This is a genomic window from Phycisphaerae bacterium, from assembly GCA_019636475.1.
GTDB lineage: Bacteria > Planctomycetota > Phycisphaerae > UBA1845 > UTPLA1 > JADJRI01.
Window position 1 is genome coordinate 227358 of record JAHBXN010000004.1, and the last position, 20029, is coordinate 247386.

Genomic DNA, 20029 nt, shown 5'->3' on the forward strand with positions numbered 1-20029 from the left:
CTCCGGCTAACTCACGTTGCTTTGGGCGGTGGCGGAATTTCCATCTTCGCGCCGCAGTGTTTGCAGGTTCTCAAGGCTTCGTTTTGTATGAATTCCTGAATGACCGGCTTGAGTTGTGTACCGAGATTCGTCAAATAGAAGTGCGGGTCGTGCAGAATCTCACCGCACTTTTCACAGTACCATCGCACATGGTCGTGCTCGCCTTCCGGGCGTCGCCGTTCGATGACGAGGCCCACTGTATTCGCCGGACGCTGTGGCGAATGCGGCACATGCGGAGGCAGCAGGAAGATGTCGCCCTCGTTGATGGGAATATCGCGAACTGTTCCATCTTCGCGAATTCGAAGTGTCATATTCCCTTCCAACTGGTAATAGAACTCCTCCGTCGGGTTGATATGGAAGTCTTTCCGAATGTTCGGGCCACCCACGACCATGACCATGATGTCCGTGTCCTCCCAGACGATCTTGTTGCCGACCGGAGGCTTCAGAAGGTGGCGATGTTCATCGATCCATTGGCGGAAATTGAATGCGTTGCCGATGGCCATGGGGCACCTCTTGTCGGAAAGGACTGCGGCTTCTCAAGGGAACCGGGCGGGATTGTATCCCCGGCCGAATCGACGTGTCAAAGCCGCTGACGGTTGTCCGATTCAACGGCCAGTGCATAGAGGCTCGTTCATGGGCAGCTCTGGTTGGGTCGTATGGGATTGCGACAAGTGTTGCGCCGGGGTCACCGGAGCGGAGCGCGCGCTGTCATGGGCGGATCAGCGATCGGAGCAGGGGGCACAAGGGTAGTCGCCGCGTGCGTGGCGCAAACCCAGCTCCATGTAATTCCGGGTGACATAACGCATGTACTCGCGTTCCTGCTCCGTCACGTCGCGGACGATTTTTGCGGGCACGCCCATCAAGACCTTGCCTTCCGGGACCACTGTATTGGGCGGAACGAGTGCGCCCGCCGCGACCAGGCAGTTTCGGCCGATGATGCTCCCGTCCAGCACAATTGACCCGATGCCGATCAGCGATCCGGACATGACTCGCGTGCAGTGTATCACCGCGCGGTGCCCGATGCTCACGTCGTCTTCGATGTCGAGATCGACGCCGCCGTGGGTGTGAATGACCGTGCCGTCTTGCACATTGACGCGCGAACCGATGCGAATGTGTGAGACATCGCCGCGGATGCAGACATGGTGCATGATCGTACAGTGGTCGCCAAGCGTGACTGCGCCGCCGACATACGCAGTCGGCGCGATGTACACGTTGTTTCCGAGGATCACGCGGGCGTTTTCAACTATCATCGCCCGAATCTTAGCGTCAGTTTGAAACCAGAGGAATGGGAGATGAGCCTATGCCTGACAAGCGAATGACCGGCTTGGGCCTGGCGCCCCGATCGGACCAAAGTACGCGCGAAGTAATCGCGCAAAAGCTGCCACCGATTGCATCCGTCAGCGGATTCCGGTCGACGTGCGCGATTTGTTGGCCAGTTTGTGACCTTCGATCATCACGGTCGCGACGAGGTTGATCGCATCCGTCCAGTCCTGGGTCAGTTGGTCGTTCCATGCGTTGCCGGCCATATCCTTCATGACTCCGATGAGCGTGTCGCGGACGACGGGATAGTGTTCGGGCTCCGCCTGATAGGCGACATGTCGCCGTCCGAGATCGAGAAGTGGCTGTCGGAGGGCGTCTGGCTTTCGTAGATTCTGGACCACGAGAATCAAGGACGCGAGCAACTGTTGCTTCTGCGACTGCATGTCTTTGGGAAACAGCTTGCGCAGCGTCGGATTCTTTGAGAAAAGGTGGGCATAGAAGTGATCGACCAACTCCGGGCCCCTCGGCGCCAGCAGCTTAAAGCTCTTCTCCAGCCGCTGAATCATCGCTTCGTCCATGGTTCCACCTCCTCGGGTTGAAAGTGTTGATGAGATCGACCTGATGCAGTGCCGTGTCAGATTCAAAACCGATCGCTGCGCGGATACCGTATCGGAAATGGCACGCCATCGAATAAGGAGGAAATGGTGGGAGGCGTTCAATCACAATTCGAGTGGTCGCCCAATAACCGAGGGTTCACCGGGCGTACCGAAAATCATCACATTTGAAAATCGATTATCCCGTTGTCTCTAAATGCGAACGATCGTATCGTGGGGCAGATAATCGGATGCAACGTATGAGGATTATTCAATGCCTGTGCGAATCGATTGGTATTATCGCCGCAAGAGCTGAAACTCCTGCGAAAAGTCGCAAGGGTACCTTGCGAGGAAAAAAGCGGATTTCGTGGAAATCACCGACGCAGGCAAACGTCGATTCACGAAGGACGAAGTGCTCTCGCTTGCCCGGCGCGTCAAGCGCATTGTCGCCGCGCGCGGCCGCGGCACGATCATAATTGAGATTCAGAAAGACCATCCGTCGGATGCTGACCTGCTGAAGCTGCTGCTCGGTCCGACCGGAAATCTTCGTGCGCCGACGGTCTTGAAAGGTAGCACCCTTCTGGTCGGCTTCAATGAGGGCGCCTACGACTCGACTTTCAAGGGGCGTTCGTCCGGACGATCCCGCTGAAGCGTCATTAAACCGGGCAATAGCAGGAATGCCGACCCGACGCAGGCGATATCGCAGCAGATTAGAAGAATCCCCAATCGAGCGTTTGACGGAATCTGAGACAACAGCATGACACTGAAGCCCAGGCAGATCGCCATCGCGTCGGTGACGATGGCCGGGCCTGTTGTTGAGATCGATTGGACCGCCGCTTCACGAGGCCGTGATCCGGAAGCGCCCAGAGATCGAAAGCGGTCGATGAGATGAATCCCGTGATCGACGCCGATTCCCAGCGTCATCGCCGCGAACATCGAGGTTGCCACTCCGATCGGAATATTCAGCCAGCCCATTACGGCGAAGTTCGCGACGACCGCGAGCGAACACGGAATGATCGCGAGCAGGCCCCAGCGGATCGATCGATTGAGCAGAATCGTGACAATCAGAATCCCCGCAAGTGATCCGATAACCGAGCGTACCTGCGTACGCACAATGGATTGGATCAAAGTCTGGCTGGCGGCCACGTCGCCGGCGAATTCGATCTTCAGTTGCTGTGGAGACAGGTGCTCGCGCTCGAAGTCACGAATGTGCTCCATGAGCCGAGCCGTGCGGTGGTAATTGGCGTCATTGAGGAAGATCGTCACCAGGCAGCGTGAACCATCGCGCGTGACGATTTGCGAGAGTTTCTCCGCTCCACGCAGCCGTTCATATTGCTCCCAGAGCCAGGTCAGACGCTGCGCGTTCGGTGGGATCCGGCGTTCGTCGTCGCGACGCGCCAACGCGGAGTAGTTTAGTGCGGCGAGATACTCGTAGGGACCGAGCACTCCGCCGACAGCGTCTTCGTGCCTCGCTCGGATCGATTCGTCGAGTTGGCGGATCAGTTCAAGTGTCTCAGGACGATACATTCGGCGCGGCGAAATGGTGTACGACATGTGAATCGGATCCGAACCTCCGGGGTGGAAATTCAGCGGGCCGCCTTCGCGCTTTGTCCTGACCAGGACTTGGCCCGCCTGCTGCTCCACGGATTCAATTTCCACGAGGCGGACAAAGCGAGAAGGCAGATTGATCGTCGCCGATCTTGGCGAAATCAAGGATGACGACGTCGCTCGCGCGGACGACGCCTCACGATCGATGCTGACTTCGATCCGGGCGAATGCGCCCACCCAATTGCCCGGACTGATGTCGGTCTCCGAGCAAACCGCGTCTATTGGCACGCTGAAATCAAACATCCCGACGGCTTCCGGATCAAGATCGCCATGAATCTGCCAATCGGGCGACGCGATCTCGAGCGCGAGCACATGCGCGCCGAAGAACCCACGGTTCACCGCCTCGGTCGCGCGACGAAACTCGCTGTGGGGTGAAAATCCATCGATCCAACTGTCCTGCACCCTCAATTTTGCAATTCCCCACGGCGTGGCAACGAGTAGCGCGGCGGCGGACAGGAGGATGATCGATCGCCGACCGATGATCCATTGGGCGACCGCGGCCGGCCTGCTGCCGTTTGGAGGAGGAACGCGGTCTTCCATCGACAGCAATCGCGGCCGCACGAGCCGTCCGCGTGGAATCAAGGCCAACATCGCGGGCGCGACGGTCAGCGACCAGGCAAGACAGAAGAGAATGCCGATCGCGCAGAAGACGCCGAATGCCTGAACCGGTTTCAGGTCGGACAGTGCGAACGAGCAGAATGCAACGGCCGTCGTCATGCTGGTTTTTACGATCGGTCTCCAGAGATCGTTGACGGTTGCGGCGATCAGCCCTCGGCCATCCGCGTTCGGCATTTCAGCGGCGAGTTGGCGATAACGGCTGAAGATGTGGATTTCGTCTGTGATTCCGGCGGCGCAGAGGATAATCGGCAGCACGGCGATCGTCAGGTAGACCGGCACCCCGGACCAGCCCATCAGCCCGAAGGTGAAGACCAGGCACGAACCGGCCTCCATCAAGGGAATCGCGGCTGCGATCGGATTCCGAAATCGCGCGAGGAATACGAGTGCCATCGTCGCGACAGCAATCGGGACGAGGCCGATGTTTCCGGCGATCCAGCGGCGAAGGTCAAACAGGGATCGAGGCAGGCCTGTCATCGGCGGCTCCGTGGGATCCCATCCACCCATCCACGCCGACGGCACGCCGAGATCTTCCAGAATGTGCGTGCCCAGTAGCGACTCCGCGACCGGTGCGCCGACGACATCGATCCTGTCGGGCGCGGGCGTCATTTCGGACGCCAGCTTTCGGACTGCGTGGTACATCGCCTGCCGGTTCTGGCCGACGCGCACGCCGACGAGTACGCAGGCGGCTTTCTCGTCATGGGATATGAGCGTGCCGCGATAGATGTCGAGCTTGCGCAAATCGTCCCGAAGCCGTGCGATTGCCTCCGGACTTTGGGGGATCTCGGCCAGAAACGTCTGGAAGTTCAGAGTGCCCGGCATGACCCGGTCGTTTTTCTCCGTGGAGAGGCTGGTCACATGCGACGAATCGATGTCCGGCAGTGCGATCAGGCGGTCGGTGACGTTGCGAATCAGCGAGAGCGTTCGAGTATTGAAAATGCCGTCGGCGTCGGACGCCGTGATGAGCACGACGATTTGATCGCGCAGATGGAAGGTCGATCGCACTTGGTCGTCAATGAGGATGCCGGGATCGTGCAAGGGCAAGAGCGCGTGGCCGTCCGTTCGAAGCTGCAGCCGCGTCAACCCCGGCGCGGCCAGTGCGACAATTACCAGTGCGATCACCAGGGTCGCACGAGGGTGTGCGATTGCCCATCTGCTGAGCCGAGGCACGAAGTTGCCCTTTCAATTGAATGCACGACCAGGCGATTCACCGACCGGAACTTGCGAATCATCTTAATGCGAGACGCGGGCGAATCCCATTTTGGCGGGCAGTAGCGACTTTTATGGTGAGACCGGGATGCGGATGCGTCCAGCCAGGGGCGAATAGCCGGGTTATTCCTTGCGGCGCTCGTCCTGCTCGAGTTCCATTCGGCGGAGTCGGTAGGAGACGTCCTCCAGCACGCCCCGGCTGGCGTTGATCAGATCGGCGACGATGCCGGTCAGCACCATTTGAAAGCCTGCCAGCAAAAGAATCGCCGACAGAATGAGCGATTGGGTATGTTCGTTGGGCAGTCTGCCCGCGGCGAGCCATAACCAGATGAACCGCAGTCCGATGATGAATCCGACGCCGAACGTGATCGCGCCGAGCGTGCTGAAGATTTTCATCGCCCGGTAGGACGAATAAACCCGAAGCATGATGCTGATCGAATGCGTGATGAAGACGCCGATATTTGAGAACAACCGTGATTCGCGGAGCTTGTCATTCGTGCGAATTGGCACCGAGACCGTGATGATGCGCTTGCGGCCTGCCTGAATGACATGATCGACGGTATGGTCGAAATCCGTGGACAGCGAAAATCGCATGGCGGCTTCACGGGAGTACGCTTTGAAACCACTGGCGACGTCGGGCACTTTGAGGTTCGCCAGGCGACTCACAACATGGCTGCCGAGCGTCTGCATCTTCTTCTTGATAAACGAGAAGTGCGGCACCTTCTCCGGCTCGCGATCGCCGATGACGAGGTCCGCCCGTCCTTCGATGATCGGCTGTACCAGCTTGGGGATGTCGCCGCCGAAGTACTGGTTGTCCCCGTCGGTGTTGACGATGATGTCCGCGCCATGGCGCAGGCAATAGTCAAACCCGGCCGCAAATGCATGCCCCAGTCCACGATTTCCCGTAAAGCTGACGATGTGTTTGACGCCGTGCTGACGTGCAACCTCGATCGTGCGGTCGGTGCATCCGTCGTCGATTATGAGCACGTTGATCTCATCGATTCCGGGGATTTGCGTGGGAAGGTCGCGCAAGGTGGCCGGGAGAGTGGCTTCTTCGTTCAAGCAGGGGATTTGAATGAAGAGTTTCATGGAAGGACGCCGGTGTTCCAGGCCAGTCGCCTCGATGCTCAGAAAGACGATGGGCTTTGGCAAGCCGGCAGGCTGTTTTCCGTTTTCTAGTCCGGACGCTTACAATGCGCCCCTGTCGTTAACATCGGCCGAAACTGCGTCTTTTCGGAGTTATACATATGCAATTCGCTGACACAATAACCACATCCTGCCGGTTCCCGTCGGAATTGACAATCGCGGAACGAAGGAGAGGGCGACCAGCCGCTTGGGCATCTCTTCGAATCTGGACCGCATCGGCAATTCTCGCGCTTCTGGCGGCCGCCGTCTCCCCGGCTTCCGCTCAGGACGTCAAGTACGAGAAATACAAGCTAGAGAACGGAATGACCGTGATTCTGCATCAGGATCACTCCTTGCCGGTCGCAACAATCAACCTTTGGTACTACGTCGGAGGCAAGGACGAGTCTCCGGGGCGATCGGGCTTTGCGCACCTTTTCGAGCATCTCATGTTCATGGGAACCCGCCGAGTGGAAGGCAACAAGTTTGATGCCCTGATGGAGGGCGGCGGCGGTTGGAACAACGCATCCACGTCTTGGGACCGAACGAATTACTACTCCTTCGGGCCGAGCCGCCTGCTGCCGACTTTGCTCTGGCTCGATGCGGACCGGTTGGAGGACCTCGGCCGCGAGATGACTCAGGAGAAGCTCGACAAACAGCGGGAAGTCGTTCGCAATGAGCGTCGACAAACCAGTGAGATGCAGCCCTACGGCCGCGCTGATCTGAAGGTTTCCGAACTGATGTACCCCATCGGGCATCCTTATCACATCGAGGTCATCGGCACCCATGAAGACCTCCAGGCGGCCAGCGTGCAGGACGTGAAAGAGTTTTTCAATACGTTTTATGTTCCGAACAATCTGTCGCTGGTCGTCGCCGGCGATTTTGATCCTGCGGAGATCAAGCCGCTTGTCGAGAAGCTGTTCGGCACGTTGCCCAGATCGGCTGATCCGCGGCACGCGCAGGCCGATCCGGTCAAATTAACCGAAGTGAAGCGGCTGACCCTGACGGATCAGGTGCAATTCAGTCGGCTCTCACTGGTTTACCACAGTCCCGCCGAGTTTCAGGCAGGTGACGCGGAGATGACGCTCGTCGGACGCATCCTCGGCGAGGGCAAGAGCAGCCGCCTGTATAAGCGGCTGGTCTATGACGACAAGCTCGCCACGAGCGTCTCGGCTTATCAGATGTCGGGTATGCTGGGATCACTGTTTCAGATTCAAGTCATGGCTCGGCCCGGCGTGTCACTCGATCAGATCGAGCAGGTGACGGATGAAGTGATCGGCGAGTTTTTGGCCGAGGGGCCGACCGACGCAGAGCTGGAGCGACAGAAATCCGCAATTGAATACGAAATGCTGTCCGGTCTTGAAAGCCTTCTGAGCAAGGCAGACGCGTTGAATAAGTACAATTTCTACTTCGGCGAGCCGAACGGCTTCAAACGCGATCTGGACCGGTTTCGCCGCGAGACACCGGCGTCCATTTTGAAAGTCGCGAAAGAAACGCTGACGCCGAACGCACGGCTGATTATGCGCGTGCTCTCGGAGGCTGACGCAGGAAAACCAAGCTCCAGTTCGAATGACACGCTCGCCGGCCGGGACGAACAACCGGGTGAAATGGCGACGCGCGACTTTATCCCGCAGGCTCCGACAATCTTCAAGCTGTCGAACGGGATTGAAGTTCGACACTGGCAGCGAAGTGAGTTGCCGTTGGTCGAGATTTCGCTCTTTCAAAAGGCCGGCGCGCTGTTTGCAGACGTGGACAAGCCCGGACTTGCCTACCTGACTGCGTCGATGCTGGATGAAGGCGCGGGAGATTTGGACGCGCTGGCATTCAGTGACGCGCTTGACATGCTGGGCGCGACATTGCAAGCGAGCGCGGACCGTGAATATGCCTCGGTCGATATCGCCGTCCTGAAACGAAATCTGGACAAGGCAATCGGGCTGTTCGCCGATGCGATACTTCGACCTCGCTTCGATCAGAAGGAATGGGACCGCGTCAAACGGCTGCATCTCGAGGCGTTGAAGCAGGCCGAGGACCGGGCGACGGTGGTCGCGTCGCGCGTTGGTATGATGGCGTTTTTTGGCGCGGATCACCCGTTTGGCGTTCCGGTAAATGGCACCACCGATTCGATCAACTCGATCGAACTCGCTGATGTGAAACGGTGTCATGCGATGGTCTATGTGCCTGCCGGCGCGATCATTTTCGTCGCAGGCGATCTGACGGCGGACGAAGCGAAATCCACCCTTGAAAAGGCGTTCGGCGGCTGGGCCGCACCGAGCGGAGCCTCTCAGCCTGCGCCGATGGCGGTGGAGCAGCCCGCGGCAGCGCCGATGCGTGTGGTGCTCGTGGACAAGCCAGGCGCGGTCCAGACCGTGATTCGCTTCTACATGCCCGGCCCGAAGGCAAATGACCCCAACCGAGTGAAGTATGACTTGCTGAATACCATCCTCGGCGGAAGTTTCACGAGCCGGCTGAATCAGAATCTGCGAGAGGACAAGGGGTACACCTACGGCGCGCGATCCACTTATAACATGGCTCGGAGCGTCGGCTACATGAGCGCGGGAGCAGACGTGCAGGCCGAGGTCACCGGCGCGGCACTGAAGGAGTTCTTGGCGGAGTTTGGCGCAATTCGCGGGGGGGATATTAAATCCCAGGAGGCTGGAAAGACGAGGGAAACGAATCGGATGGAAATTGTGCAGGGATTCCAGGGACTTTCCGGCGTGATCAACACGGCCGAGTCATTGGAAGTCGCTGGTCGGCCTTTCGAATCTTTGGCGGCGGACCTTGCAACCATGTTCGGCATCACGGAATCCGATCTGAACGCGCTGGCCAACAAGGCGATTCCACTGGAGAACGCCCTCGTGGTGTTGGTCGGTGATCGCAAGCTGATCGAGTCTCAGTTAAGTGGGCTGGGCCTGCCGAAACCGGAGCTGCTGACAGTTCGCGGAGAATCGGTCCCTTAAGTTTGCGGATCGATTGAACGTCGCGCAACTTACGGGCGGGGGAGGTTTGCGAAGACTGAGCGTCCGAGGCTGCGGAAGGACAACTCCGGCCAGGGCGCCGGCGGACCGCCGGGGCGCAGTGCTCCGAGCATCGCCCGGAACCAGACATACAGTGAATGGGCTTTGTCCCGCAGTGTCAGTTTCGGCGCAAGGCCGTTCACGCGGAAAAGCAGCGCGGTCACATCGTCTTCCTTTAGGTTGGTCGGGTTCATCGCCTCAAGTGCGGCCAGGACGGCCGGAACGAACTCAGCGGGATCGGAGAGGTCGATGGACTGAACCAGTTCGAGCAGTCCGCGCGTTCCGAGCATCTGGCCGTCCGCGCCGCGGCATTCGCTCAATGCATCGGTATAGCACAGAACCAGATCGCCGACGGCCAGCCGCGTGGCGAACTGTTCGTACTGCACTCGCTCAATAATGCCGAGCGGGGTGTTGCTGATTTCCGCCGGCCTGGCGGACCGCGTGCCTCCGGAGCTTGCCCCGCTCCTGGCTTCGAGCACAGTCCATCGCCCGGATGCTGCGCAGTAACGCAGAGGCGGCGGATGTCCCGCGTTGCAGACGGCCAGCTCACTTGTCGGCGCGAAATAGGTTGTTACGACCGCGGTTGCGAAAAGTCCGGCATGATCGAGATTCGTGAACTGTTCGTTCATTCTGCGCACGAACCGCGTCTGATCGATGAAATTGACGAATTGCCGCATGAGATTCCGAAGGCCTGCTGCTGTTCGCGCAACCGGATCGCCATGTCCGCTGACGTCCGCAAGTAGCAATCGGGTAATGCGGCCGGTGGCACATGACGAAACGTAATGCACATCGCCGCCGGCGGCGGCATCGCCATAGGGCCTGCTGTAGACCCATGCATCCAGGCCGGCCATCACGACACCGCAATTGACAGGCTGGTTGCCGCCCCAGACTTCCATGCATTGCATTTTGTGTGGATCGGTCATGATGTCTTGAGTTCGGAATCGTTTTGCATGATGCCGTTTGCGGTGTTGCTCGCGTTGATTCCGGGCAAACAAGTTCAGGAATCTGGTCGGACAATGCCCGGCTGGGGTTCGTGTTCGGCTCGGCATTTCCGCCGTCTGCATAGGTTGTAGTCTCCGAGGGCCGCTCCGTCCAAATTCGCACTGACTCAGGGCGGCGTGCTTTCTCCGGAATTCGCTCCGGGCTACCATTGAGATGCATATGAAGTACGAAAGGGTACATATTGAATCGATCGGGTACGAACTTCCACCCTGTGTGGTGACCTCGCGTGCGTTGGAAGATCGGCTGGCGCCGCTCTATCGGGAGCTTCGGATTCAGCCGGGCCAGCTCGAGGCGTGGACCGGCGTTCGCGAGCGGCGGTATTGGAATTCGGGCATGTCCGTAGCCGAAGGGGCGACACGGGCGGGGCGCCGGGCGCTGGCCGCGTCGCGCGTGGCGGCAGAGGATATCGGCGTGGTCGTCTACGCGGGTGTCTGCCGCGATCTGCTGGAGCCTGCGATTGCGTGTTCCGTGGCGAGCGGATTGGGTGTCAATGGCCGAACGCAGATCTACGACGTCTCCAATGCGTGCCTAGGGGTGATGAACGGCATCCTTCAAGTTGCGAACGCGATTGAGTTGGGGCATGTCCGGGCGGGGCTGGTCGTCTCGTGCGAGTCCGCGAAGGAAATCGTTGACCTCACCATCGAGGAGATGTTGCGTGTTCGAGATATGGAGACGTTGCGACTGAAGCTGGCAACGCTCACAGGGGGAAGCGGTGCAATCGGGGTGGTGGTTTGTGATCGTGACCTCGCGCCGGACAGCCACCGACTCGTTGGCGGCGCGATGCTGAGCGATTCGCGCCATCATGAATTATGCCGATGGTGGCCGGCAACGAGCGGCCCGGAACCGCGGCCGATGCGTATGCTGACCGACGCGGCGAAGGTTCTGGAGCACGGAGTCGCGCTGGGTCGTAACACCTGGGAGGCGTTTCTCGCTGAAACAGGCTGGAGCGGCGACGAAGTTGATCGAACGATCTGCCATCAGGTCGGGGCGCCGCACCGCGAGACCGTGTTGAAGCTGATGGGTGTGCCGATGGAGCGAGACTTCGTCACCTATGAATTTCTCGGCAACATCGGAACGGTTAGTCTGCCGATCACCGCGGCAATCGCGGACGAACGCGGATTTCTGGAGAAGGGGCATCGCGTCGCATTCTGCGGCATCGGCAGCGGGCTGAATTGTGTGATTCTCGGTGTCGAATGGTAGCTGCCGCCGTCACGCGGACCTCGGAGCGTCCGGGCGATGCCTCATGTTTTATTTCCGGTCCTTTAGTGCCGCGCGATCCGCACTGATTGCGATGGCGTCATTCTCCGTGATGATTTCAACGATGTCGAAATGCCCGTTTTCACGGGCGATCTCAAGCGGGGTTCGCCCTTTGAGGTCCTTGGCTTTTGTATCCGCCCCGCGAGCGAGCAGCGCCCGAACAACACGCGACTGATTGTGCGCGGCCGCATGGTGCAGCGCCGTAAACCCGCGGCGGTCCCACTCTTTGATATTGGCGCCCTGATCGAGCAGCAGCCGCACGATGCCGCTGTGCCCGGCGATGGCCGCGATCATGAGTGGCGTGCGAAGTTCCTCGTCTTTCACTTCGGTCTTCGCGCCGCGCGCCAGCAGCATTTGGACAATTCGGAACTGTCCATTGCTTGCCGCCCAGTAAAGCGGCGCCCTGGCAGCCGGACCGTCGCCGTCGATCAACGAGGGGGCTTTTCGCAGCGCGGCCTCCACATCCGCGACAAGCCCCAATCCCGCCGCAGAAAGCAGATCGATCGAAGCGCCGTTGGCGATGAGCGTCTGGCCGGTCTCAAGATGCCCGTTGAAAACGGCGGCCATCAATGGCGAGTAACCGCCGGACTTCGGCGTTGCATTGATATCCGCGCCATGCGAAACGAGAAGCCGAATCATGCCGATGTGGCCCTCCCGTGCTGCAAGGAACAACGCGGTCTCACCATAGTCGTTGCCGACTCCCACGCGCGCGCCGCGCGCGAGCAGAACCTTGGCCATCTCCAGTCGGTTGGCGAAGGCCGCCATATGCAGCGCGGTCCATTGGCCTCTCGATGTTCGAAAGGCGAAGGTCCCGTCGTCGCGTTCGATCTTCATAAAAGATGGACCCGACGCGAGTTGGACATTCGCTCCGCTGGCGATTAGAAAATCGAAGGCCCGCTTTTTGTTCATCATGACCGAGAGATGCAGGGGAGTAAGTCCGTCGTTGTCGCGGGCGTTCAGCAGTGTGATGTCTCGGGAGAGCCATTGCCGCAGCGCGAGCGTATCGTCGTCGCGAACGGCACGATGAATCGAACGCGGGGCGTCGTTGGCGAGAGCGACCGTATCAACGCGGACGCCGCATAGTGCGACGAGAAGCGCCAGCAAGTGCGTGAACTGAATGCGACCGGGGGGCATGAGTCTCGCCTCCGTTGCGAAAAGGGCGTGCGGCCGATCCATCGACCGATTTGTCGTCATTCTATCGGCACAATCGTCCTGACTCCAACTTTTTCAGCGCGACCTCATCGAGCGTCCACGTCGGCCGATGATGTGCGCATTTCGTGCTTTTGATCACTGATTTCCTGCCATTTCATGATGCCAAATTGGCAGCGCCGCCGGATCCGTGATCCATAACTATCGGCCCATGCACGAGTTGTAATTCGACACACCGCGCGGTACTCGGAATGCTATGTCGTGACGCATGAACGCCGAACGTTTCACAGTCAAGTCGGTCGAGGCGATGCAGTCGGCCGAACGCCTGGCGCAATCTTTGGGCCATGCGGAATTACTGCCGCTTCACCTCTTGTCGACGCTTGTCAATCCCTCGCGCGGTGCTGGCGGCGCGGAAGCGGGAGCCGACGAGACGATTGCCGTTCCACTTCTGCAAAAGGCTGGCGCGTCCGTTCAGCAGATTCGTTCGCTGCTGGAAGCGGAGTTGTCGCGACTGCCGAAGGTCAGCGGAACCCAGCCGACAATGTCGCGCGGCCTGCAACAGGTTTTGCACGAGGCCGAATCTATCGCGGCGAAGATGAAGGATCAGTACATATCGGTCGAGCACCTGTTGCTGGCGCTTGCAGAGGTTTCGGGTGATGCGAAGGAAATCCTCTCCGTCAGCGGCGGCCGGAAGGACGCGCTCCTCGCGGCACTGAAGCAGATTCGAGGCGGCGCGGCCGTGACGTCGCAGAATCCGGAAGACACTTATCAGGCGTTGGAGCGTTATGGCAAGGACCTCGTCGCGCTCGCGCGTCAAGGAAAGCTCGATCCCGTGATCGGGCGCGACGAGGAAGTTCGGCGCGTGATGCAGGTGCTCGCCCGGCGGACAAAGAACAACCCGGTGTTGATCGGCGAGCCTGGCGTCGGCAAGACGGCGATCGTGGAGGGCCTGGCACAGCGAATCCTCGCCGGTGATGTGCCGGAAGCGCTCAAGAACAAGCGCGTGGTCGCGCTCGACATGGGCGCTCTGATCGCCGGGGCAAAGTATCGTGGCGAGTTTGAGGAGCGTCTCAAGGCGGTCATTCGTGAGGTGATCGAGTCAGCAGGGCAGGTGATACTCTTTATTGATGAACTGCATACCGTAGTGGGAGCCGGAAGAGCGGAAGGCGCTGTGGATGCCGGCAATCTTCTGAAACCTGCTTTGGCACGGGGAGAGTTGCGATGCATCGGTGCGACGACCCTCGACGAATATCGAAAGCACATCGAGAAGGATAAGGCGCTCGAACGCCGGTTTCAGACGGTGTATGTCGGTGAGCCGACCGTGGAGGATACTCTCGCGATCCTTCGCGGACTGAAGCCGCGCTACGACGCCCACCACGGCGTGCGCATACAGGACAGCGCCCTGGTCGCAGCCGCGACGCTATCCCATCGCTACATCAGCGACCGTCACCTGCCCGACAAGGCGATCGACCTGATTGATGAGGCGGCCTCCCGGCTGCGCATCGAGAATGACTCGCTTCCTGCTGAACTGGATGTGCTTCGACGTCGCATCGCGCAGCTCGAGATCGAACGGGAGGCGCTAAAAAAAGAGCGCGACGATGCCAGCCGCAAGCAACTCGCGACCACTGAGAAGGAACTGGCTGGTCTCAAGAGCGAGGACGCCACGCTGACAGCGCGGTGGCAGAACGAGAAAAACGCGATTGCTGCAATCAAGCAAGTGAAACAGCGGATTGAAGAAAGACACCTTGCACTTGAGGAAGCCCGTCGCAAGTACGACTGGGGCACCGCCGCGCAGATCGAGCGGGGGGAGATTCCCGAACTGAATCGGCAACTGTCCGACGCGGAGATGAAGCTTGCGGAACTGCACAAGCAGGGCGGCGGACTGCTCCGCGAAGAAGTCACCGCCGAGGAAGTCGCGGAGATTGTCAGCCGGTGGACCGGAGTTCCGGTCAGCCGCATGTTGGAAGGCGAAAAGGAGAAACTCCTGAGGATGGAGGATCGACTGCATGATCGCGTCGTCGGGCAGGACGAAGCGGTCCGCGCCGTGTCCGACGCCGTTCGGCGCAGCCGTGCGGGACTGGGGGATCCGAATCGACCGATCGGCTCGTTCCTGTTTCTTGGGCCGACGGGCGTCGGCAAGACGGAGCTTTGCAAGGCGCTGGCGCAATTTCTTTTTGACGACGAATCGGCCTTTGTGCGCATCGACATGAGCGAATTCATGGAGCAGCACAGTGTCGCTCGATTGATCGGTGCGCCGCCCGGCTACGTTGGATACGAAGAGGGCGGCCGACTGACGGAAGCGGTACACCGCAGGCCCTATTGCGTCATCCTGCTGGATGAAATCGAGAAAGCCCATCGCGACGTGTTCAACGTGCTGCTTCAAGTTCTTGATGATGGCCGACTGACGGATGGACATGGCCGGACGGTGGATTTTCGCAACACCATCGTGGCCATGACGAGCAACATTGGCAGCGAGCACATTGCCCGCCTCAGTGGCGATTCGGGTGCGAAATCCGACGAGCCGCTCGACATCGAGATCGAGATGGCTGTTCGGGAGGAATTGAAGAGGCACTTCCGACCTGAGTTCCTTAATCGCATCGACGAGACCATCATTTTCCATCGATTGGGCCGAAAGGAACTCGTTCAAATTGTCGACATTCAAACCGAGCAGCTCCGACGACGTCTGGCAGATCGCGAGATTGCGCTGACAATTTCCGACCGATCGAAGTCAAAGCTCGCAAGCGACGGGTACGACCCCACCTACGGGGCTCGTCCGCTCAAGCGACTGATTCAGAAGGAGATCGAGAATCCGCTCGCACAGCATATTCTGTCGGGCGAATTCGGTCCCGGCGATCGGGTGACGATCGACACCGACGGCGGAGAGGTGTTCCGGTTCAGGAAGGAATGACAGGCAGTTCGACGTCGGTCGGTCGCGATCCGGGTACCAGCCGATGTGACCGTCGCAGCGACTTCACCGAGCGGAGCCATTCCTTACTGGTTCAGCAGCGCCTCAAGGAATCGCAGCGTCTCACCCTTCTTCTTGACGACGAGGACCGGGACGGGTGAATAGACGATGATGCGTTCCGTGAAGCTGCCAAGCAGCACGGCGGATGTGGCGGAAAGACCTCGGCTTCCCAGTACAATCATATCGAGGTTCTTTGTTGATACGAGATCATACACGGCCGCTGTCGCCTGATCAGAGCATGTGATGACCGTGCTCAAGTTCACTCCGGAGTGGTCCACATCGGCAAGAAACGCCTTGAGGGTTTCCTGGGCCTTGCGCTCTCGCTGAGCAACGGCTTCCGCGAAGCTGAGGCCGGCGTACTGGTAACCATAACCAATCTCGTAGATAGTCTGGACGACGATTTGCGGACCGGACTCGCCCGAGAGACGGGCAATTTCGATCGCGGTCTGGACGGCCATCTTCGAGTGTGGTGAACCGTCAACCGGCACGGCGATTCGACTCAGGTGGGGATGTGTCTGGTGGGGTACCACCAGCACATTGCACGGCGCCTTGCGCGCCAGGCGAGCGAAGGCCGAGCCGACCGCCAGTTGATCGTGTGGCTGTCTGCGCCCGACAATGATGAGGTCGAGCGATTCGTCGCGAGCGCTCTTGAGGATGTCCGCTATGCCGTGGCTGGTGTGCATTTCAATGCGCGTCCGACCTGCGACCTTGGCCGGGAGTCTTTCGCGAACGTTGCGGGTCACTTCGTCCACCGATTCGGTCGGCGATGCGGATGGGTCGGATTCCACGCCGCGAACGTGAACGCAGAGAATCGACTCGGAATCGAAGGATTCGGCCAATTTGCCGGCCATCGTCAGCGCCTCGTTGTCGCCGGGCTCCTGATTCAGAAACACGCCGATTTTTCGGAAATTCTGCATTGGAAGTCCTCCGAGCGTGTCCCGCAGTCGATCGACTGAATGGCCAGGTGTCCGCGAGACGCGACGCCTTCCTGAGTTTACCGACCAATCCTCCCCGGGGCAATTACTGTGCCGCTGTTATTGCATTCGCGGAGCCTATTGCGGCGCCGGCGTGTCTTCCGGATGCCGGAGCGTGCTTTCAAGGCTTGATCGACCGGATACCGGCTCGCGTGGGCTGCTGGCCAGTTCATGCGATTCGCGATCATACCGCCCCTTCAATTCGTCAATTTCCGTTCCTTTCCAAAGCGGAACCCCGATGAAGTACGCGGCGCGTCCGATCATGTGCGCCGCGACAGGCGAGGTCAGAAAATAAAAGAAAATCACGAGCACGGCCCGAATTCCCACGCCTACTTCGTTGAAGTGGATGACCGCCGCGAGCAACAGGAATGCAACGCCCAATGTCATGGACTTGGTTGTCGCCTGCATGCGAGAGAACAGGTCGGGCATTCTCAGTATGCCGACGCCGCCGATGAGCATCACGGCGCTTCCTGCGAGTAGCAATCCGGCCATGATGTACTCGCTCATGGACGTCCTCTCTTTTCGGCGTATCGGGCAAAAGCGATAGTCCCGAGAAAGCTGATCAATGCGAGCACGATGGCTGCCCGCAGAATCTCTGCTCGACCGGTCTGGATGGAGGACACAACGATCAGACCGACAACGAGTGCGGCGAACTGGTCGAGCGCGACAACGCGATCCGGCAGCGTGGGCCCCAGCACGAGCCGCGTAAACGTCAGGACCAGCGCAACGCACAGGATGCCGCCCGCGACGTTCAGCACCATCGGCAGCATGGAATCGGCAGCCGCAAGGATGACGCTCATCGGAGCACCTCCAGGACGCGCCGCTCCATGCCATTCTTGATTTCTCGCACGATGGCGTCGCGATCCTCGACGAACATGGTGTATATGTAGAGCACCTTCCGATCGCTGGAAATATCGAGGCTCAGGGTGCCCGGCGTGAGAGTAATCAGGTTGGAAAGGGTGGTGATCTCCAGATCTGTGCTTGCATCGAGCGGTACGGCGATAATGCCGGGTCTCATGTGGTAGGTCGGCGTGAGAATGTCGTACGCGACGCGAAGATTCGAAATGACAAGGTCCTTCAGGAAGTAGAGCATCAATTTGATGAACCGCGGAAACTTCGTAATGAATCCGCCGCTCCCGACGACAGCGCTCGATGTCAGAAGTATGACATACGCCAGGACAAAGCCGATGAGCAGGTTTGATAGCGTGAATTCCTCGGTCATCGCCGCCCACATCAGTGAAAGCATGATGATCCAGATGAACGCGATCATGATCGGGCCCCCAATACCGCTTCGACATAGCCTGCGGGATTCAACAGCTCATCCGCCGCGCGAGCAGCCACCTTCAATACCAGTTCCGCGCCAATTCCGATGGACACGGTCACCAATGCAAGGACAGCTATTGGAAGGAGCATGCTCCAGTTCGCACGGCTCATCAGCGGCTTCGGTGTGACGTAATTATGGCACTCATGCGATGCGGTCTTTTCGTTCGGCGCGGAATCGTCAATTTGCGTGCCATGTGGGAGAATTCCGATGCCCTCAACCCGGGGTCGGGCGGCGTCCAGCGAAGGAACAGGGGCGGGTTTCCAGAATGCCTCCGACCAGATCTTGGTCATGGAAAAAAGCGTCAACACGCCGACGACCAGTGCAATCGTGACGATAGCGTATTGCTCTATCTCGAGACCGGCCCGGATCAGCGCCAGCTTGGCGAAGAAGCCCGAAAGGGGCGGCATTCCGGCCAGCGACATGGCCGGGACCATGAACAGCAGGGCGAGCCAGGGATACTGACGATAGAGCCCGCCGAGACGTTTGAGTTCGTAAGAGCCTCCGAGCCGATTTGCCACACCGCTGACGAAGAAGAGGTTTGTCTTCACGATGATGTGATGAATGATATAGAAGATCGAACCGGTAATTGCCGCGTGGGTGTAGAGCCCCAGTCCCATGATCATGTAGCCGATCTGGCTGATGATGTGAAACGACAGAATGCGGCGGAAGTCATACTGGGATGCGGCGCCGAGGACGCCGGTGACCATGGTCAATCCGGCGATAACCGTGATGATGCCGTGCGTGTGCGACACGTCGTGAGTAAACAGAAGCGTGAACACTCGAATCAGCGCGTACACTCCAACCTTTGTGAGCAATCCTGCAAAGACCGCCGAGACCGCGGCCGGCGGCGTGTGATACGATGCAGGCAGCCAGAAAAACAGCGGGAACAACCCCGCCTTGATGCCGAACGCGATCAGGAACATCATTGCAACCGTGGTGTGAACCCCGCCAACCAGAGGCGAGTTCAGCTTTTCCGCCAGATCGGCCATGTTCAATGTGCCGGTCAGGCCGTAGACGATGCCGACGGCCGCAAGAAAAACGGCCGATGACATGAGGTTCAGCGTGACGTACTTGATGGAGCCTTCCATCTGCGCGCGTTCGCCGCCAAGCACCAGCAGCACAAACGACGCGATCAGCATCACCTCGAACCAGACATACAGATTGAATAGATCGCCGGTCAGGAAAGCGCCGCAGATTCCCATCAGCAGCACGCTAAGCAAGGGATAGAATCCGAATGATTGCCGTCGTGAATCGACCGACGATGCGGCATAAATCGCCGTCGCAAGGCCGATGATCGACGCCAGGACGACCATGATCGCGCTGAACATATCGGCGATGATCGTGATGCCGAAAGGCGACGGCCACTTGCCGATCTGGGTTACGAGAATTCCCTCGTGCCACACGCGATCAATCAGCGCGATCGACGTGATCAGGAGCATGGTCATCGTCATGATGCCGATCCGGCATTGCAGCGCTCTTCGGCCGCGCAGCAGGAGTGAGACGGCCGCGCCGGCCATTGGAATCACAATCGGCATGACGAGAAGTGCATTCATACGTCGGTCGATTTCATGAGATCCAGGTCGTCGGTTCCGACGGCTTCGTGAGTCCGGTGAATCATGACAAGGGCAAATGCCAGAACGCCGAATCCGATGACGATGGCAGTCAGAATCAGCGCCTGCGGCAACGGATCGGCGTAGGGCGGATTGAGGGTTTCCATGCCACGTTTAACGAGTGGCGGACCGTCGGTCGAAACACCGCCGGCTGTGAAGATCAACAGGTTGCTCGCATGGCCCAGCAGCGACAAGCCGATGATGAGCTTCACGATGCTTCGCCGAGCCATCAGATACAGTCCGGTTGCATAAAGGCTGCCGACCACAATGGCCAGAATGAGACTCATG

17 protein-coding genes are annotated in these 20029 nt (G+C 59.3%); 4 read left to right on the forward strand and 13 right to left on the reverse strand.

Annotated elements, in window-relative coordinates; all coding sequences use genetic code 11:
• Positions 1-11 precede the first annotated feature (11 nt).
• The 3 genes from nbaC to KF841_08395 all read right to left on the reverse strand — a co-directional run bounded on the left by nbaC (position 12) and on the right by KF841_08395 (position 1877).
• The gene (gene nbaC, locus KF841_08385) at positions 12-542 is read right to left on the reverse strand and encodes a 3-hydroxyanthranilate 3,4-dioxygenase (GenBank protein ID MBX3395372.1); all 531 of its coding nucleotides are present in this window, start codon (positions 540-542) and stop codon (positions 12-14) included.
• 216 nt (positions 543-758) lie between these two features.
• Complete coding sequence (locus KF841_08390) at positions 759-1289, reverse strand: gamma carbonic anhydrase family protein (protein ID MBX3395373.1); 531 nt, start codon at positions 1287-1289, stop codon at positions 759-761.
• A 147-nt stretch (positions 1290-1436) separates the two neighbouring features.
• Entirely contained in the window at positions 1437-1877 is a 441-nt protein-coding gene (locus tag KF841_08395) for a hypothetical protein (GenBank protein MBX3395374.1), read from the reverse strand.
• Positions 1878-2259: 382 nt separating this feature from the next.
• Between KF841_08395 and KF841_08400 the strand changes: the two genes are divergently transcribed.
• Positions 2260-2541: a hypothetical protein gene (locus tag KF841_08400; GenBank protein MBX3395375.1), complete on the forward strand. Its 282-nt coding sequence runs from the start codon at positions 2260-2262 to the stop codon at positions 2539-2541.
• Here KF841_08400 and KF841_08405 read toward each other — a convergent pair.
• Positions 2496-5237 (reverse strand): MMPL family transporter, encoded by a 2742-nt coding sequence (locus tag KF841_08405; protein ID MBX3395376.1) that lies wholly within the window; start codon positions 5235-5237, stop codon positions 2496-2498. The genes KF841_08400 and KF841_08405 overlap by 46 nt on opposite strands.
• Before the next feature lie 210 nt (positions 5238-5447).
• On the reverse strand, positions 5448-6413 hold the full coding sequence (locus KF841_08410) for a glycosyltransferase family 2 protein (protein ID MBX3395377.1): 966 nt from the start codon (positions 6411-6413) through the stop codon (positions 5448-5450).
• 158 nt (positions 6414-6571) lie between these two features.
• Between KF841_08410 and KF841_08415 the strand changes: the two genes are divergently transcribed.
• Complete coding sequence (locus tag KF841_08415; GenBank protein MBX3395378.1) at positions 6572-9403, forward strand: insulinase family protein; 2832 nt, start codon at positions 6572-6574, stop codon at positions 9401-9403.
• 29 nt (positions 9404-9432) lie between these two features.
• Here KF841_08415 and KF841_08420 read toward each other — a convergent pair whose 3' ends face one another.
• Positions 9433-10365, reverse strand: coding sequence for a serine/threonine-protein phosphatase (locus KF841_08420; protein ID MBX3395379.1), 933 nt, complete (start codon positions 10363-10365; stop codon positions 9433-9435).
• A 256-nt stretch (positions 10366-10621) separates the two neighbouring features.
• Here KF841_08420 and KF841_08425 point away from each other — a divergent pair, with 256 nt between their 5' ends.
• Positions 10622-11662, forward strand: a complete 1041-nt coding sequence (locus KF841_08425) for a 3-oxoacyl-ACP synthase III (protein MBX3395380.1) — start codon at positions 10622-10624, stop codon at positions 11660-11662.
• Positions 11663-11710: 48 nt separating this feature from the next.
• Here KF841_08425 and KF841_08430 read toward each other — a convergent pair whose 3' ends face one another.
• On the reverse strand, positions 11711-12853 hold the full coding sequence (locus KF841_08430) for an ankyrin repeat domain-containing protein (GenBank protein ID MBX3395381.1): 1143 nt from the start codon (positions 12851-12853) through the stop codon (positions 11711-11713).
• Positions 12854-13136: 283 nt separating this feature from the next.
• Here KF841_08430 and clpB point away from each other — a divergent pair, with 283 nt between their 5' ends.
• The gene (gene clpB / locus KF841_08435; GenBank protein ID MBX3395382.1) at positions 13137-15776 is read left to right on the forward strand and encodes an ATP-dependent chaperone ClpB; all 2640 of its coding nucleotides are present in this window, start codon (positions 13137-13139) and stop codon (positions 15774-15776) included.
• An 83-nt stretch (positions 15777-15859) separates the two neighbouring features.
• Here the strand turns inward: clpB and KF841_08440 are convergent, their stop codons facing one another.
• From KF841_08440 to KF841_08465, 6 genes are all read right to left on the reverse strand, one after another.
• Positions 15860-16750, reverse strand: coding sequence for a universal stress protein (locus KF841_08440; GenBank protein ID MBX3395383.1), 891 nt, complete (start codon positions 16748-16750; stop codon positions 15860-15862).
• Between the two features lie 135 nt (positions 16751-16885).
• The gene (gene mnhG, locus KF841_08445) at positions 16886-17314 is read right to left on the reverse strand and encodes a monovalent cation/H(+) antiporter subunit G (GenBank protein MBX3395384.1); all 429 of its coding nucleotides are present in this window, start codon (positions 17312-17314) and stop codon (positions 16886-16888) included.
• The gene (locus KF841_08450; GenBank protein ID MBX3395385.1) at positions 17311-17577 is read right to left on the reverse strand and encodes a cation:proton antiporter; all 267 of its coding nucleotides are present in this window, start codon (positions 17575-17577) and stop codon (positions 17311-17313) included. Before KF841_08450 ends, mnhG begins: the two co-directional genes overlap by 4 nt.
• Positions 17578-17603: 26 nt before the next feature.
• Positions 17604-18077, reverse strand: coding sequence for a Na+/H+ antiporter subunit E (locus KF841_08455; protein ID MBX3395386.1), 474 nt, complete (start codon positions 18075-18077; stop codon positions 17604-17606).
• Positions 18074-19684, reverse strand: coding sequence for a Na+/H+ antiporter subunit D (locus KF841_08460; GenBank protein ID MBX3395387.1), 1611 nt, complete (start codon positions 19682-19684; stop codon positions 18074-18076). The genes KF841_08455 and KF841_08460 overlap by 4 nt, the downstream gene beginning before the upstream one ends.
• Positions 19681-20028 (reverse strand): Na+/H+ antiporter subunit C, encoded by a 348-nt coding sequence (locus KF841_08465; GenBank protein ID MBX3395388.1) that lies wholly within the window; start codon positions 20026-20028, stop codon positions 19681-19683. Before KF841_08465 ends, KF841_08460 begins: the two co-directional genes overlap by 4 nt.
• Position 20029: the final 1 nt, after the last annotated feature.

Excerpts from the sequence above, each read along its gene's own strand:
- KF841_08465 (MBX3395388.1), bottom strand. The coding sequence starts at position 20,028 with ATGAGTCTCATTCTGGCCATTGTGGTCGGCAGCCTTTATGCAACCGGA.
- mnhG (MBX3395384.1), bottom strand. The coding sequence starts at position 17,314 with ATGAGCGAGTACATCATGGCCGGATTGCTACTCGCAGGAAGCGCCGTG.
- nbaC (MBX3395372.1), bottom strand. The coding sequence starts at position 542 with ATGGCCATCGGCAACGCATTCAATTTCCGCCAATGGATCGATGAACAT.
- KF841_08415 (MBX3395378.1), top strand. The coding sequence starts at position 6,572 with ATGCAATTCGCTGACACAATAACCACATCCTGCCGGTTCCCGTCGGAA.
- KF841_08425 (MBX3395380.1), top strand. The coding sequence starts at position 10,622 with ATGAAGTACGAAAGGGTACATATTGAATCGATCGGGTACGAACTTCCA.
- KF841_08450 (MBX3395385.1), bottom strand. The coding sequence starts at position 17,577 with ATGCTGCCGATGGTGCTGAACGTCGCGGGCGGCATCCTGTGCGTTGCG.
- KF841_08410 (MBX3395377.1), bottom strand. The coding sequence starts at position 6,413 with ATGAAACTCTTCATTCAAATCCCCTGCTTGAACGAAGAAGCCACTCTC.
- KF841_08440 (MBX3395383.1), bottom strand. The coding sequence starts at position 16,750 with ATGCAGAATTTCCGAAAAATCGGCGTGTTTCTGAATCAGGAGCCCGGC.
- KF841_08430 (MBX3395381.1), bottom strand. The coding sequence starts at position 12,853 with ATGCCCCCCGGTCGCATTCAGTTCACGCACTTGCTGGCGCTTCTCGTC.
- KF841_08455 (MBX3395386.1), bottom strand. The coding sequence starts at position 18,077 with ATGATCGCGTTCATCTGGATCATCATGCTTTCACTGATGTGGGCGGCG.
- KF841_08395 (MBX3395374.1), bottom strand. The coding sequence starts at position 1,877 with ATGGACGAAGCGATGATTCAGCGGCTGGAGAAGAGCTTTAAGCTGCTG.
- KF841_08390 (MBX3395373.1), bottom strand. The coding sequence starts at position 1,289 with ATGATAGTTGAAAACGCCCGCGTGATCCTCGGAAACAACGTGTACATC.
- KF841_08420 (MBX3395379.1), bottom strand. The coding sequence starts at position 10,365 with ATGCAATGCATGGAAGTCTGGGGCGGCAACCAGCCTGTCAATTGCGGT.
- KF841_08460 (MBX3395387.1), bottom strand. The coding sequence starts at position 19,684 with ATGAATGCACTTCTCGTCATGCCGATTGTGATTCCAATGGCCGGCGCG.
- clpB (MBX3395382.1), top strand. The coding sequence starts at position 13,137 with ATGAACGCCGAACGTTTCACAGTCAAGTCGGTCGAGGCGATGCAGTCG.